The following is a 14,162-nucleotide window of genomic DNA, read 5'->3' on the forward strand; positions in this document are numbered from 1 at the left end:
CATTGTTGTTATAGAAGGGGTCTGAAACAATCAGATATTCATATTTTGCAGCATAAAATCGTTGATGATGTTTACATCGTATTTGGTTTTAACAATTTCCAAAGAGGCTTGCCGCATGCTTTCGATTAAATCGGGTTGGGTAATGAAGCGCTCCATTGCTTCTGCCAATTTTTCCGAAGACTGTACCGGAACGAGGAAACCATTATAGCCCTCGTCAACAGTTTGGCGGCAGCCGGGCGCATCAGTGGTAATAATTGCGCGACCAGTGGCCATGGCTTCCAATACTGTGCGGGGGGTGCCTTCCCTATAAGAGGGTAAAACGAAAATATGGCAAGCATTGAGAGCAGGGCGTACATCGCTTAATTTACCCCAAAATTTTACTGTGCCTTCACTAACCCATTGATCCAACTCGGCTTGCGTAATGGCACTGGGGTTTATGTCGATGAAGCCCACCATGTTGAACACGGCATGAGGATATTTTTGCTTAACTTTTCTTGCTGCTTCAACATATTCCCGAACACCTTTGTCTTTAAGCAAGCGGCCAATTAGCAGGAAATGGATTTCTTCGCCTTCAGGCAGGGGTTGGGGGGAGAATTTTTCGGTGTTGACGCCTGAACCGTTTACAACGATCGTACGCTGGCCGGGTGAGGTAATGCCTAAATCTGAGAATAGTTTTTGATCGTCGTCATTTTGGAAAAAGGTAACTTCTGTTGCTGCCAAAGCTTGTTTGTATAAGCCTCGTGTAATTCTGCGGATCCAGTTTTTGGCAGTGCTGCTATCGCTATCTTGGAAAGCATATCCTAAGCCGGTAATCAAGGCGATGCGGTGAGGTACACCTGCTGATTTTGCGGCGAGCATGCCGTAAATAACCGGTTTAATGGTGTAAGCCAAAACATAATCAGGCTTTATTTGCTGCATCAATTGGCGCAAAGCAAGCAGGGTTTTGAAATCTTCTACCGGATTGGTGCCTGTGCGCTGCATGGGCACATTGTGCAAAATAAAGCCTTGCGCCTGAAGTTTTTCACGTGTTGGTGCGTCTTGTAAAATTTCAGGTGCGGCAATATGCACTTCCAAGCCTTTTGCTTGTACTGCGCAAATCAAATCCCAGCGGAAATTGACAACGGATTCGGCAAAGCCGGCAATCATTAGAAATTTTTTCATGGTATTTCCCTAATTGTTTATCGTTGTTGTGTGATAACTTGAATGCCTGTCTGAAAAAGCCGGATCAACTGGTGGCTGCTTTGCGGAGCAGCTCAGATAAGCGCGGAGCGGTTTTTTGAATGCAGAATAAATTTTCGGCATCTTGGCGGCCACGGGCGCCATAGCGTTGCCGCATTTCAGGGTTTTGCAGTAAAGTTTTGAGGGCTTCCAACCAGCCGGAGTCAGTGCTTACCAGAAAGCCGTTGGCATCAGGTTCTACAATATTTTTATTCGCGCCGACATCTGATCCGACTACCGGTAGGCCGCAAGCCATGTATTGGATAAGTTTGTAGCCGCATTTTCCATTGGTCCAAGGAGTGTCGGGTAAAGGCATAATGCCTACATCGCATTCTGCAACCAAGGGAACTTCTGTATTTTCCGCCCAATCAAGGCATTCGGTATCTACGCCCGGTATGTTCAATTTTGCGCCGATTATGCGCAACTTATAAGGAATTTCTTTCGCCAAATCAGACAAAGGGCGGGCAATATCGTTAACGTATTGTGCGGTTGAAGGAGAACCAATCCATACGATAGTCGGTATCTGATTAACTTTTTCGTTATTGGTAAAATAGCGGTCGATGTCAATTACTGTTGGAATGATTTCCATCCACTTTGCTCCGGCCTGTTGCGCCCTGTCGGCCAAATATTGATTGCCGCATACAACAAGTTTGGCCGAAGCCATTAAGGTGTCCAAGCGTTTGCCGAACAATTTGCGCACGATTGGTAGGCGGTGCATATCGTAATTGTGAAAGAGTGCATCGTCATAATCCAATACATAAGGCACGCCGGATAATAAAAGTTTTTCCAGCCATGCAGGTGTCCAAGGGAGCGCTTCTTTTTCAATCCAAATCAAATCGTATTGGTCTTTAGCTGCCAGCAATAAACGGATACGGTTCCAATAAGTTTGAAACATTTCATTGTTGCTGTATGACTGCTTGCTGTATTTGGCGGTTAAGGCTTCATCGCTGATCAACGGAAAAACATCACATTGAATGCCGCTTTGCTCCAGCCACGGCACATACTGCATGGTACGCAAGCGGGAAGATGCGCCTTTGGGGCCATATTTGGTAAGCATCAGGATTCTCATCGGGTTTGACCTTTCAATACCGCAGGTAAGGCTTTCCATAGCATGCCGTAACCGATCCATGTGTTTTTAACATCGGCAGCCGAACCTTTCAGCAGAGCCAAAGCGGAACGTGAGAAAGGCTCTATGAATAATGTAACGGCAGTAATGCCGACAGCTTTGATAAAAGACATATGGGTAAAGCTATAAATCAAGCGGCTGCGTAAAGAATAAAACAAGCGTGTGGCTTTTACCTGGCTTGAGGTACCACCGCCGGCATGAAAAGCCTGCGCATCAGCCAAATACATGCTTTTATAACCGGCTTGTTTGGTGCGGTAAGCCAAATCCAAATCCTCGAAATAGACAAAAAAACGTTCGTCGAAGCCTTTGAGTTGTTCAAAGATAGAGCGGCGCATGAAATAAAAAGCCCCAATCACTTGATCGACTTCCCTGGTTGTCATGTGATCCCAATCACCCATGTGCATATGCAGGGATTTAAAAAACTTGAAAGGAAGTTTGTTTAAACCCAAAGCATTCACTGTGAAGGTGGTAAAAGAAGGGAAACGAGTGCAACTGCGCGCAACATGATTGTTCTCTTCCAATAATTGAATACCGCAAATGCCGACATCTTGATTTTCCGGCCTTTCCATATATTCATATGGCACTCTGAGCGAATCTTCAAACAGCTGTGCATCCGGATTTAAAAACAGAATATATTTGCTGTTGCAAATAGCAGCACCTTGGTTACAGGCCGCACCAAAGCCGTTATTAGTTTGGTTTTTAATGATTTCCAATTTAAAAGGGAAATCCGTACCCAATTGCTCAACCAGCTCGATTGAGTTATCGGAAGAGTGATTGTCTATAATTGCTACAGTACCTACCAAGTTGTTATGGTATTTAATGATGCTGGCAACCGCATCGCGCAACAGGCTGCCGGCATTCCAGTTAACAAAAACAATATCTATCATAGTGATGTAGGTTCCAAAATATTTAATTGGTTACAAGTCTGCCTTGATGAATGACGGGAGCAGCTTGTTCTGATTTTTGTGCTTCAAGTCTTTGCAATTGGTTGAAAAAAGCAATAGCAAATAAAGTAATCGGTGTCATTCTCCAGTAAATCAGGTTGGAGAAGCCTATTTCAAAAATCAGATAAATCAGAATCAAAAAGTAGGCATATTTACTGTCTATATTGCGCAATATGAATCTGCAAAAAGCAAAGACGATTGCAATCGGACCTAGAATTGAGTTACGCAAAGAATATTCTAGATAACCGGAGTCGCCGTACATATATTCGGTGGTGTAGCCAAAGCCAATGCCTTGCAGAGGGTTGTTAAAAATGTATTCCAAGTTATTGGCTAAGTTGCCGCCTTCTGCATACCTTCCGCCTAGGCCATTGTTCTCAGAGAACATTTTATCAATGGCAGAGTCGATGAGATCGCTGGCAAAGGGTAATATGACAACGAGCGCAAGTAATTCCAAACCATATATGACATAAGCAAAGTGCTTGTTGTATCTGTATAACTCGGATTGCAAAATAATCAATGAAAAGAGCAGTAATGCCAAAGATGTTGACGACTGCAGGAAAAATAGATATATCAAAAACAGAAAAGTAGCCAATAAGAATCTTTTTTGGTGTGTATATTTAAAGGCCATTATGTTTAATAAAACAAATATGAAATTATAGAAGCCTGCAACCGAGTGTGTGCCAAAAATTGTGACAGGTTTTAACTGAAACAACATATTGGGAATCAGATCATCATAAAAGGATGCGTAATATTCGCGTATGATTTCAGTAATGGCCGGAATCTCTAAAATAATACCGATTGACAATACTGAGAAGAAAATATTACCGATTGTAAGGGCTGACAAATATCCTTTTAAATTTAACGGATTATGATTGGTGTTGATTAGAGTAAGGAAAAAGAAAACAATAAAATATAAGCCGTTTCCGTATTTGTAAGTATAGTATTTGGAAAGGAATGTGAAAGCAGCAATTGCAACACCAAACCCTAATCCCACAAATATATTGACCAGATCTATTCTTTTTTGCCGAAATAACAAAATGAATAAAAATATCAGGCTGGTAAAAGACAAGACTACCCCGGAGGTGGAAGAAATCACACCACCTATTGAAGCCGGTGCCATAATTCCTATTAGGAATAGGGTAAAAATCAAATAATTATTCATAACTGAAGTGTTCTATCTGTAGAGGACTTGCTGCTTGATTTTTTGCAAGCCATCATTAATAGGCTTAAATCCAAAGCCATTCGGGCTGACCAAGCTATTGCAGCACCTATGATGCCGAATTTCAGTAGCGCAAAGTATAGAAATGCAAAATAGATTGGGAACTCTATCATATGAAACTTAGCTGTTACTGAGGCTTTGCCTAATGCGTGAAGTTGGGAATAAAACAGGGCAGACAATGAATTGAGGAATACACCCACACACAAGATTTGCCCAACCAAAACAGACTCGGGATGGAATTCGTCTTTTAGCCAGAATTTTAATACATATGGCATTAAAAATGCTAAGACGGAAGACATAGTCAGCATTAAAGCGCCTACACGGAACAACCATGTATTGAAATACTTTTGCCAATTGTCGGGCTGTTCCTGCATCAGACGGGACAGAGAGGGAAAAATAACGGAGTTAATGGCAGTAACCAAAATCAAGCTTTGAGCAACCAATTCAAAAGGCACCACATATATGGTTACCGCAGCTGCAGAGAGCAATGCCGCTATCATAAAACGATCCAGTTGAACCATCATGGGGCTCAAAATGCTGCTCACGGTAACCCATCCGCCAAAAGAAAACAGTGTTTTAGCCGTTTCGGATGAATAAACCAATTGGCCGGGATGGTAATCGGGTTCGTTTTTTTTCATGCATGAAAATGCTAAGTGGCGGAAAAGCAATAGTGATACGACGCGGCTGATAACCAAGCTGGCGATAATCCATGCCAAATCTGTGGTGAAATAAGAAATCACTAATGGGCCGGCAAAGTTAATGGTGCCGAGCAAAACGCGCAGAATGCTGATGCCTTTGAAATTCATATAGGCTTCGTTCATGCCGCGGTAGGTTGCGCTCATGGCTTGGGTTGGCAAGGCAATTGCCAAAAGCAGAACAGCGTTTCGGATTTCAGATTGAGGAATGTGTTCGGTTTTGATTAATCCGCTACAGCCGAATAGTGCAAAAAGTACAATGCCTACGCTGCCTATCAAGCCGGCAGTCATAGTTATGCGGGAAGCGGTTGCCAGCACCACAGGGACTTGATCGGTTTTTTTTTGCCCGCGCAACTTTGAAACCATTTGAGTTAATGCACGACCGATGCCTAAGTCGAGAACGCCGGCATAAGTCATCATTGCCCATGCTAATGCTAATAAACCGAAACGTTCGTTGCCGATATTAGCAATCAATTTGGGAATGGAGATCAGGGCGATAAGCAAAGGAAGTGCCAAACCGGCCATGTTCCAGCTGATATGTGACAGTTTCAAAGTGTACTCTCTTTTAATTAAATCAGGCTGTTATGTTATAGATGATGTAATGCCAGCCTGATTTCGGACGTTACTGTATTTGGTAAACGGAAAGCTGAATCAAATGTGTAGGTGATTAGCTGGGTTTTATTTTTATCTGTTTATCTAGAAATAGTGTTTCACGCAGTAGAGATAGAATGTATAACTGCAAACCGGTTGCTGTTCAGTAGACATTAAGTTTTAAACCTTTATTTTCAGACAGGCATCAATGCCTGTCTGAAAATACTTTTAAGGCTTGTTTTGGTTATTTTAAAAAGCCTTTGTACCAAGGCATGGCTTTCTTGATACCTTGTTCGATGGTGAATTGCGGCTCATAACCAAGCAGATTTTGCGCTTTGCCGATATCGGCTTGTGAATGGCGTACATCACCTGCGCGGAAATCGCGGTAGATGGCATCTTTTGTATATTGGATGTCGTTGTCGGCCAAGCTGCTTCGGATGTAGTTAAACAGTTGGTTCAACGTCGTGCGGCCACCGACAGCCACGTTATACACTTGGTTGCGGGCATCTGCATTATCGGTAGTAGCCGCCAAAATATTGGCTTGTACCGTATTTTCGATGAAACAGAAGTCGCGACTGGTCTCGCCATCGCCATTGATAAACAGATCTTCGTTTTTAATCATTGCCGAAGTCCATTTGGGAATCACCGCAGCATAAGCACCATTCGGATCTTGGCGTTTACCGAACACGTTGAAATAACGCAAACCGATACATGTGAAACCGTAAGCACGGGCAAACACATCAGCATACAGTTCGTTTACATATTTGGTTACGGCGTATGGAGATAAAGGTTTGCCAATCGTGTGTTCCACTTTGGGCAAACCGGGATGGTCGCCGTAAGTGGAGCTGCTGGCTGCGTACACAAAGCTTTTTACTTCGGCGTCGCGTGCGGCAACCAGCATATTGAGAAAACCGTCGATATTGGCGCTGTTTGACGTAATCGGATCGTTAATTGATCGCGGAACCGAACCTAAAGCGGCTTGATGCAATACATAATCAATGCCTTTGCAAACTTGGTGGCAGGTTTCCAAGTCGCGGATGTCGCCCTTAATAAAGGTGAAGCGTGCCCATTGCTCAGGCGTAACGGTACGTTGCACTTCATCTAAATTATGTTGGTGGCCGGTAGCAAAATTATCCAAACCCACCACGGTTTGATCGAGTGTTAACAGGGTTTCGAGCAGATTGGAACCGATAAAGCCGGCCACTCCTGTGACCAGCCATTTTTTCGGCGATTGCTTAAGCTCCTGTTGGATTTGTTCATACTTATTCATTATGCGGATATTCCGTATGTGTAGAGATTAAAGACGCAAGTCGGTTTCTTCTGCGGTAAACAGGTATTTCAAATCATAAATAACATGTTCTTTTTTAGCCAGTTTGCGGATGGCTTCAATACCCATTTCTTTAAACTGTTTGTGCGCCACGGCTAAAATAATGCCGTCATACTGACCTTCTTCCAAGCTGGAAATCGGCGTGAGGCCGTATTCGTGTTGTGCTTCGGCATGGTCAATCCACGGATCGTAAACATCAACGGTAATGTTGTATTCTTTAAGCTCTTTGATGATGTCCACGACTTTGGTATTGCGCAAATCCGGGCAGTTTTCTTTGAAGGTTAAGCCCATAAGTAAGATTTTAGCGCCTTCGACCTGTACGCGTTTTTTCAGCAGGGCTTTAACCAATTGGGAAGCAACATAGCCTGCCATGTTGTCGTTCAGGCGGCGGCCGGCCAAAATGATTTCGGGATGGTATCCGATGCTTTGCGCTTTATGGGTGAGGTAGTAAGGGTCAACACCGATGCAGTGACCGCCGACCAAACCGGGACGGAAGGGCAGGAAATTCCATTTTGTGCCGGCAGCTTTCAATACGGCTTCTGTGTCAATGCCCATTTTGTTGAAAATCACGGCCAATTCGTTGATCAACGCGATATTCAGGTCACGTTGGGTGTTTTCAATCACTTTGGCTGCTTCGGCTACTTTGATGCTAGTGGCTTTGTGGGTGCCGACAACGATGATTTCGTTGTACAGAGCATCAACAACATCGGCAACTTCAGGGGTTGAGCCGGAAGTAATTTTTTTGATGGTGCTGACGCGGTGTTCTTTGTCGCCCGGATTAATGCGCTCGGGGCTGTAACCTGCGTAAAAATCTTGATTGAATTTCAAGCCAGAGAATTTTTCCAATACAGGCACACAGTCTTCTTCGGTTGCACCGGGATAAACGGTGGATTCGTAAATAACGATGTCGCCTTTTTTCAATACTTTGCCAATGGTTTCAGAGGCTTTAACCAGAGGTGTGAGATCGGGTTGGTTGTGTTCGTCAATTGGTGTGGGCACGGTTACGATAAACACATTGCATTTTTTCAAGTCTTCCAAATCGGCCGAATAGCTCAGGTGTTTGGCGCTTGCGAGTTCATCATCATCCACTTCCAATGTGGCATCGTGCCCTTGTTTTAAGGCTTCAATACGGGCATGGTTGATATCGAACCCTACTACCGGACGTTTTTTACCAAATTCTACGGCAAGGGGCAGGCCTACATAACCCAAGCCGATAATGGCCAAATTGATTTGCTCTGGAGTCATCATAATTTTGTATCTCTAAAAGTTGTAATAATGAAATTTTTCGTGATGCTTTAATTTTTTAGTTTTCAGACAGGCATCAGGCTTGAAGTATGGTGCGGGGCTGTTATTTGTATAATTCACGCAACTCTTGCAAAGATTTGCCTTGTTGGTCTTTGGCTGATAAAAGCGGATTGTTAATCGGCCATTCGATGCCTACCGTCGGGTCATTCCACATCAAGCTGGCTTCGGCTTGCGGGTTGTAATAATCGGTGCATTTGTATTCGAAATCGGCAATATCGCTTAACACAACGAATCCATGAGCCAAGCCCGGCGGAACCCAAAACTGGGTTTTGTTGTCCTCGTTTAAAATCACACCTTCCCATTGGCCGTAGGTGGGTGAATCCGGGCGGATATCCACGGCAACATCAAATACTTCGCCGCGCACGCAGCGAACCAGTTTGCCTTGAGGGTTAACGGTTTGGAAATGCAGGCCGCGTAAAACGCCTTTTTGCGAACGTGAGTGGTTGTCTTGTACAAAATCTAAATCGATGCCGAGCATTTCGCGATAACGGTTTTTTTCGAAAGTTTCCAAGAAAAATCCGCGCTCGTCGCCGAACACTTTGGGCTGAATGATTTTGACGTCTTTAATTTTTGTATCGATAACTTGCATTGTCTATTCCATGTTTTCAGACAGGCATTAGCCATATATCTGCTTGCGATGCCTGTCTGAAAAAGTTTTATTTAGAAGTTTCCAGCAGGCGTTGCAGGTATTGGCCGTAGCCTGTTTTGGCAAGAGGTTTGATTTTCTCTGCCAGCTCATCTTTGTTTAACCAGCCTTTATTGAAAGCAATTTCTTCCAAACAGGCCACTTTCAAGCCTTGGCGGCTTTCGATGGTTTGAACGAAGTGGCCGGCTTCCATTAAGCTGTCGTGCGTGCCTGTGTCCAACCAAGCGAAGCCGCGACCAAGCAGCTCAACATTCAATGTGCCTTCTTCCAGATACATTTGGTTGATGCTGGTGATCTCTAATTCGCCGCGGGCAGACGGTTTGACACGCTTCGCTTTTTCAACAACGCTGTTGTCATAGAAGTACAGGCCGGTAACGGCATAGTTGGATTTCGGTTTTTCAGGTTTTTCCACGATAGACAACACTTTGTTGTCTTTATCGAACTCCACCACGCCGAAGCGTTCGGGGTCGGCTACCTGATAACCGAACACTGTGGCGCCTTTGGGGCGGGAAGCAGCCAATTCCAGTTTGCGGCCGAAGCTTTCGCCGAAATAGATGTTGTCGCCCAAAATCAGACAGGCGCTGTCGTCGCCGATGAATTCGTCACCAATCAGGAATGCCTGTGCCAAGCCGTCGGGGCTGGGTTGGATGGCATAGCTGATATTGATGCCGAAGTCGGATCCGTCACCCAAAAGGCGTTGGTAGCCCGACATATCTTCGGGGGTTGAAATAATCAATATATCGCGAATTCCGGCCAGCATCAGCACGGAAATCGGGTAATATACCATTGGTTTGTCATAAATTGGCAGTAATTGTTTTGAAACGCCGCGAGTGATTGGGTAAAGACGGGTTCCAGAGCCACCGGCTAAAACGATGCCTTTCATAAATTTCTCCAGTTATTTTAGTTTTTTAAACCCAAGCGTTCACCTTGGTAGTTGCCGTCTAATACGGCTTGCCACCATGCCTGATTATTCAAATACCATTCAACGGTTTTGCGGATGCCGGTTTCGAAAGTCTCTTGAGGCTTCCAGCCCAAATCACGGCCGATTTTCGCCGCATCAATGGCGTAGCGGTGGTCGTGACCCGGACGGTCGGTAACGTGGGTGATGAGTTCTTGATATGATGTGATGTTGGGTGTGTTCGGGTTTTGTGCGGTTGGGCGCAATTCATCCAAGATGCTGCAAATGGTTTTGACAACATCAATGTTTTTACGCTCGTTGTGTCCGCCGATATTATAGGTTTCTGCGTCGGCTGCTTCAGTAAATACTTTCCACAGGGCGCGCGCGTGATCTTCTACAAACAGCCAATCGCGGATTTGGTTGCCTTCGCCGTAAACGGGCAATGGTTTGCCGGCCAGGCAGTTGAGGATCATCAAGGGAATCAGTTTTTCCGGAAAGTGGAACGGGCCGTAGTTGTTTGAACAGTTTGTCAGCACAACAGGCAGGCCGTAGGTTCGGTTCCACGCGCGTACCAAATGGTCGCTGGATGCTTTACTGGCAGAATAGGGGCTGCTGGGGGCATAAGGCGTGGTTTCTGTGAACAAGTCGTCTGTGCCGTGCAGGTCGCCGTATACTTCATCGGTAGATATATGGTGGAAACGGAAAACGGCTTTGTTTTCTTGGGAGAGCGTGTTCCAATATTGGCGTGCGGCTTCAAGCAGGGTGTAAGTGCCGACGATATTGGTTTCGATAAAAGCAGCCGGGCCGTCGATAGAGCGGTCTACATGGCTTTCTGCAGCCAAGTGCATAATCCCGCGAGGCTGGTATTGCGCAAATAGTTTGTCGATTGCTTCGCGGTCGCAAATATCGGTTTGGGAAAAGATATAACGGGGATTGTCGGCAATGCTTTCCAGTGAGTGAAGGTTGCCGGCATAAGTGAGTTTGTCGATGTTTACCACCGTTGCGTCGGTGTTGTTGATTAAATGGCGGATTACGGCGGAGCCGATAAAACCTGCGCCGCCAGTGACGAATACGGTGTTTTTCTGCATGATTTTTTAACCTGAATTTGAAAATAAAATTAGGGGTAATGAATTATTCGTCATTTAAAATTAATAACAGAATAATTTTATCTCGGAGTGATTGTAGGCCGTTTGGATTAATTTTTGTTAAAAGAATCGCAAAACAGCATGAATTATGATAAGCGATATAGTCGATTGTTTTTAAGGGAACTTTTTGTTATGTAGGGTTATTTTTATGTCATTTCCCAGTATCTCTGCCGACACGGGGAAAAAGTCGGGCATTTGGTTTAAGGCTTGGTTGTTTTCCGGCAACATAAACAGCCCTTTTGCATTGTTGCCTAATATTTTGGCGGATTGATAGAGCACTATTTCATCCACCAAACCGGTTTCTATGAATGCGGCATTCAGCTTGGCGCCTGCTTCCACCAAAACTTCCCCGATTCCTTGTTGGGCTAACTGCCGCATCATTTCATGCAAATCCACATGGCCGTTTTTTTCAGACAGGCATAACACGGAAATGTTCCGATGACGGAGATACGGTGTATGCTTTTGGGTATTGGAAACTGTAGTGCAGATAATGGTTCGGCTGCCGCAATCCCGGACAACCGAAGAATCGGATGGGGTTTGCAGCTTGCTGTCGAGAATGATGCGCGTGGGTTGGCGCAAAGTGGGGAAGGCGCGAACGTTTAAACGAGGATTGTCGGCCAAAACGGTCCCGATACCGGTGAGCACGGCACAACTTTCTGCACGCAAAATCTGTACGTCTGCCCGTGCGGCTTCTCCGGTTATCCATTGACTCAAACCGTTGCTCAAAGCCGTTTTGCCGTCTAGGCTGGCGGCGCATTTCAGGCGGATGAAGGGTTTGCCGCGTTCGATGCGGGATAGGAAGCCGCGGTTGAGTGCGCGTGCTTCTTGCTCCAGCAAGCCGCTTTGTGTTTCGATACCGGCTTGAGCCAGCAGAGACAAGCCTTTTCCTGCAACCAGCGGATTGGGGTCGGTCATGGCGGCCACTACCCGTTTGACGCCGGCTTTTATCAGGGCTTCTGCGCACGGAGGAGTGCGACCGTAATGGCTGCACGGCTCCAGGGTAACGTAGGCAGTAGCGTCTCGGGCGAGCGGGCCGGCTTGGTTGAGGGCGTGTACTTCGGCGTGCGGGCCGCCTGCCTGAATGTGAAAGCCTTGTCCGACGATTTGGTCGCCATGCGCGATGACGCAGCCGACGCGCGGATTGGGGCTGGTGGAAAACCGGCCTTCCCAGGCAAGGGTTAATGCGGACTGCATCATGCGGATATCGGTGTTGCTGAACATGTGGAATAAATATTAAGAACAAAGGCGTATTGTAAAATACGCCTTTGGTTTGTGTGTAATTATTTTTCAGATTTTCAGGCAGGCATTGTCCGAATAGCTGGTTAATGCTTGAGTTTGATGTTTTTCAAAACGCTGTCTAGCTGCTGCGAAGTTGCACTCGGGCTGTATGCGCAAATATTGTAGAGGCCTTCTGTAGAATAAACGGATACGCAGGTCTCGTTTAGTGTTTCATCGCCGCTGGTTTGGGAATAGTGGTAATCCATGCGGTTTTCGGTGGAAACGCCGATTTTCACGTCTTTAAGGCTTTTATCCGCTTCAATGTGCTTTTTCAGGTTGGCAAAATATTCGTTTGCCGGCTTCTGCGGTTTGCCGAGATTGGTGGCGTATAAGGTGATGTTTTGTGCATCATCATGCTGCATGAGGGTTAAGTCGGCAGTGTTTACTCCGGGCGGAAGCTGGCGGGCTTCTTTGGAAATGTCTGCAAAGCTGCTGTTTTCGATAATGATGCTGAGTTTACCGTCTTTGCTGGTTAATGTCTGCACGGCGCTTTGGGGTACGGAGGCGGCGTCGTTGATGGCAGAAGCGGCAGAAGAGGCGGCTTCGGGAGAAACGGATGTTTCAGATTGCCCGTTGCAGGCACTTAACAATAGGATAGAGGCTGCTAAGCCTAGAAAAGCTGTTTTCTTCATGTTTTTATCCGTTATGTTTATGTTGGAAATAATTTTGATGGTTTGAAGTATAGCAAAACTCAGAATGGCTGAAAATTTACCGGCCATTACAATGAATGCCGATAGGTTTCGGGAATTGTGTTTCAGACAGGCATTAATGTGTGGGGAGGCTTGGTTTTGCTATGTTTCCATTGATATTGCTGCACACGGGCGCGTGTCGGGCAATGTGTGCATTTATGCGACAACACCTGCTGCGCGGGCAATGGCCAAACCTTCTTCTTGGGAAAGGTAGCGCGGTTTTTCGGGCTTGTTGCGTAAGGCGATATCGCCTTGCTGGAATACGATTAATTCGTCGCAAGCAAACTGTTGCCAAGTTTCGTTTTGCGTGAGCGGTAAGGTGGCGATAACGGCAACTTTGTCGTTTGGCGTGGTAACGGATGCGAAATCGACGGCCACATCGTCGTCCAGCAAACGGGCCTCGCCGAAAGGGGCTTTGCGGATGATGTAGTAGAGCAGGGTGCTGGCGTGGGCAAACATGATGTCGCCGTTTGACATGATGAAGTTGAACAGGCCGTGGGTGCGGATGCGTGCGGCCAGCTCCTGTACCGCGTCGGCTAAGGTTTTGAGGTCGGGTTTTTTATCGAAACGCCGGCGTAATTCTTCCAAGATATAGCAGAAAGCGGCTTCTGAATCGGTTGTGCCGACGGGGCGGTAGTATTGGCCTTGTGAGGGTTTGAAATTCATCAGGTTGCCGTTATGGGCAAACAGCCAGTATTCGCCCCACATTTCGCGTACAAACGGATGTGTGTTGGCCAGCGATGTTTTGCCTTGTGTGGCTTTGCGGATGTGGGCGATAACGTTTTCGGATTTGATTTGGTAGGTGTTGACCAAGTCGGCAACGGGCGAATCGGCGCTGGGTTTGTCGTCGTGAAACAGCCGGATGCCTTTCTGCTCGAAAAAGCCGATGCCGAAGCCGTCTGCATGGTGGTCGGTCAGGCCACCGCGCAAACGGAAGCCTTCAAAAGAAAAAATGATGTCGGTAGGAGTGTTGCAATTCATGCCCAAGAGCTGGCACATGGTTTTATCCTTTGCGGTTGCGGGTAGTATTTTCAATGTGTTGTAACCAATAAACTTATTTTTGATACCAATCGGCAGGGTT

General features: G+C 45.9%; 13 protein-coding genes. All 13 read right to left on the reverse strand.

Annotation, left to right across the window (positions count from 1 at the left end):
* Positions 1-30: 30 nt before the first annotated feature.
* Positions 31-1,161 carry a glycosyltransferase family 4 protein gene (locus tag EL143_RS07055; protein ID WP_085415627.1) on the reverse strand — a complete coding sequence of 377 codons (1,131 nt, stop codon included), beginning with the start codon at positions 1,159-1,161 and terminating at the stop codon, positions 31-33.
* A 64-nt stretch (positions 1,162-1,225) separates the two neighbouring features.
* Positions 1,226-2,287 (reverse strand): glycosyltransferase family 4 protein, encoded by a 1,062-nt coding sequence (locus tag EL143_RS07060; protein WP_085415626.1) that lies wholly within the window; start codon positions 2,285-2,287, stop codon positions 1,226-1,228.
* The gene (locus EL143_RS07065; protein WP_085415625.1) at positions 2,284-3,231 is read right to left on the reverse strand and encodes a glycosyltransferase family 2 protein; all 948 of its coding nucleotides are present in this window, start codon (positions 3,229-3,231) and stop codon (positions 2,284-2,286) included. Before EL143_RS07065 ends, EL143_RS07060 begins: the two co-directional genes overlap by 4 nt.
* Before the next feature lie 22 nt (positions 3,232-3,253).
* Positions 3,254-4,450, reverse strand: coding sequence for a hypothetical protein (locus EL143_RS07070; RefSeq protein ID WP_085415624.1), 1,197 nt, complete (start codon positions 4,448-4,450; stop codon positions 3,254-3,256).
* Positions 4,447-5,754, reverse strand: a complete 1,308-nt coding sequence (locus EL143_RS07075) for a flippase (RefSeq protein WP_126326672.1) — start codon at positions 5,752-5,754, stop codon at positions 4,447-4,449. Before EL143_RS07075 ends, EL143_RS07070 begins: the two co-directional genes overlap by 4 nt.
* Positions 5,755-6,037: 283 nt before the next feature.
* Positions 6,038-7,063, reverse strand: coding sequence for an NAD-dependent epimerase/dehydratase family protein (locus EL143_RS07080; protein WP_085415623.1), 1,026 nt, complete (start codon positions 7,061-7,063; stop codon positions 6,038-6,040).
* Between the two features lie 27 nt (positions 7,064-7,090).
* Positions 7,091-8,368 carry a Vi polysaccharide biosynthesis UDP-N-acetylglucosamine C-6 dehydrogenase TviB gene (gene tviB / locus EL143_RS07085; RefSeq protein WP_126326674.1) on the reverse strand — a complete coding sequence of 426 codons (1,278 nt, stop codon included), beginning with the start codon at positions 8,366-8,368 and terminating at the stop codon, positions 7,091-7,093.
* Between the two features lie 100 nt (positions 8,369-8,468).
* Positions 8,469-9,014 carry a dTDP-4-dehydrorhamnose 3,5-epimerase gene (rfbC, locus tag EL143_RS07090; protein WP_085415621.1) on the reverse strand — a complete coding sequence of 182 codons (546 nt, stop codon included), beginning with the start codon at positions 9,012-9,014 and terminating at the stop codon, positions 8,469-8,471.
* A gap of 67 nt (positions 9,015-9,081) precedes the next feature.
* Positions 9,082-9,954: a glucose-1-phosphate thymidylyltransferase RfbA gene (rfbA, locus tag EL143_RS07095; protein WP_085415620.1), complete on the reverse strand. Its 873-nt coding sequence runs from the start codon at positions 9,952-9,954 to the stop codon at positions 9,082-9,084.
* Positions 9,955-9,971: 17 nt separating this feature from the next.
* Positions 9,972-11,057, reverse strand: a complete 1,086-nt coding sequence (rfbB, locus tag EL143_RS07100; RefSeq protein WP_085415619.1) for a dTDP-glucose 4,6-dehydratase — start codon at positions 11,055-11,057, stop codon at positions 9,972-9,974.
* 171 nt (positions 11,058-11,228) lie between these two features.
* Entirely contained in the window at positions 11,229-12,335 is a 1,107-nt protein-coding gene (ribD, locus tag EL143_RS07105; RefSeq protein WP_085415618.1) for a bifunctional diaminohydroxyphosphoribosylaminopyrimidine deaminase/5-amino-6-(5-phosphoribosylamino)uracil reductase RibD, read from the reverse strand.
* A gap of 101 nt (positions 12,336-12,436) precedes the next feature.
* The gene (locus EL143_RS07110; RefSeq protein WP_126326676.1) at positions 12,437-13,024 is read right to left on the reverse strand and encodes a cytochrome C; all 588 of its coding nucleotides are present in this window, start codon (positions 13,022-13,024) and stop codon (positions 12,437-12,439) included.
* A 213-nt stretch (positions 13,025-13,237) separates the two neighbouring features.
* On the reverse strand, positions 13,238-14,080 hold the full coding sequence (locus EL143_RS07115; RefSeq protein ID WP_085415616.1) for a class II glutamine amidotransferase: 843 nt from the start codon (positions 14,078-14,080) through the stop codon (positions 13,238-13,240).
* Positions 14,081-14,162: the final 82 nt, after the last annotated feature.

The sequence above is a fragment of the Neisseria canis genome (genome assembly GCF_900636765.1).
Classification (GTDB): Bacteria; Pseudomonadota; Gammaproteobacteria; order Burkholderiales; family Neisseriaceae; genus Neisseria; species Neisseria canis.

What these genes read in the sequence shown, in the direction of transcription:
- EL143_RS07055 (WP_085415627.1), bottom strand. Translation starts at nt 1,161, where the DNA reads ATGAAAAAATTTCTAATGATTGCCGGCTTTGCCGAATCCGTTGTCAAT.
- EL143_RS07060 (WP_085415626.1), bottom strand. Translation starts at nt 2,287, where the DNA reads ATGAGAATCCTGATGCTTACCAAATATGGCCCCAAAGGCGCATCTTCC.
- EL143_RS07065 (WP_085415625.1), bottom strand. Translation starts at nt 3,231, where the DNA reads ATGATAGATATTGTTTTTGTTAACTGGAATGCCGGCAGCCTGTTGCGC.
- EL143_RS07070 (WP_085415624.1), bottom strand. Translation starts at nt 4,450, where the DNA reads ATGAATAATTATTTGATTTTTACCCTATTCCTAATAGGAATTATGGCA.
- EL143_RS07080 (WP_085415623.1), bottom strand. Translation starts at nt 7,063, where the DNA reads ATGAATAAGTATGAACAAATCCAACAGGAGCTTAAGCAATCGCCGAAA.
- tviB (WP_126326674.1), bottom strand. Translation starts at nt 8,368, where the DNA reads ATGATGACTCCAGAGCAAATCAATTTGGCCATTATCGGCTTGGGTTAT.
- rfbC (WP_085415621.1), bottom strand. Translation starts at nt 9,014, where the DNA reads ATGCAAGTTATCGATACAAAAATTAAAGACGTCAAAATCATTCAGCCC.
- rfbA (WP_085415620.1), bottom strand. Translation starts at nt 9,954, where the DNA reads ATGAAAGGCATCGTTTTAGCCGGTGGCTCTGGAACCCGTCTTTACCCA.
- rfbB (WP_085415619.1), bottom strand. Translation starts at nt 11,057, where the DNA reads ATGCAGAAAAACACCGTATTCGTCACTGGCGGCGCAGGTTTTATCGGC.
- ribD (WP_085415618.1), bottom strand. Translation starts at nt 12,335, where the DNA reads ATGTTCAGCAACACCGATATCCGCATGATGCAGTCCGCATTAACCCTT.
- EL143_RS07110 (WP_126326676.1), bottom strand. Translation starts at nt 13,024, where the DNA reads ATGAAGAAAACAGCTTTTCTAGGCTTAGCAGCCTCTATCCTATTGTTA.
- EL143_RS07115 (WP_085415616.1), bottom strand. Translation starts at nt 14,080, where the DNA reads ATGTGCCAGCTCTTGGGCATGAATTGCAACACTCCTACCGACATCATT.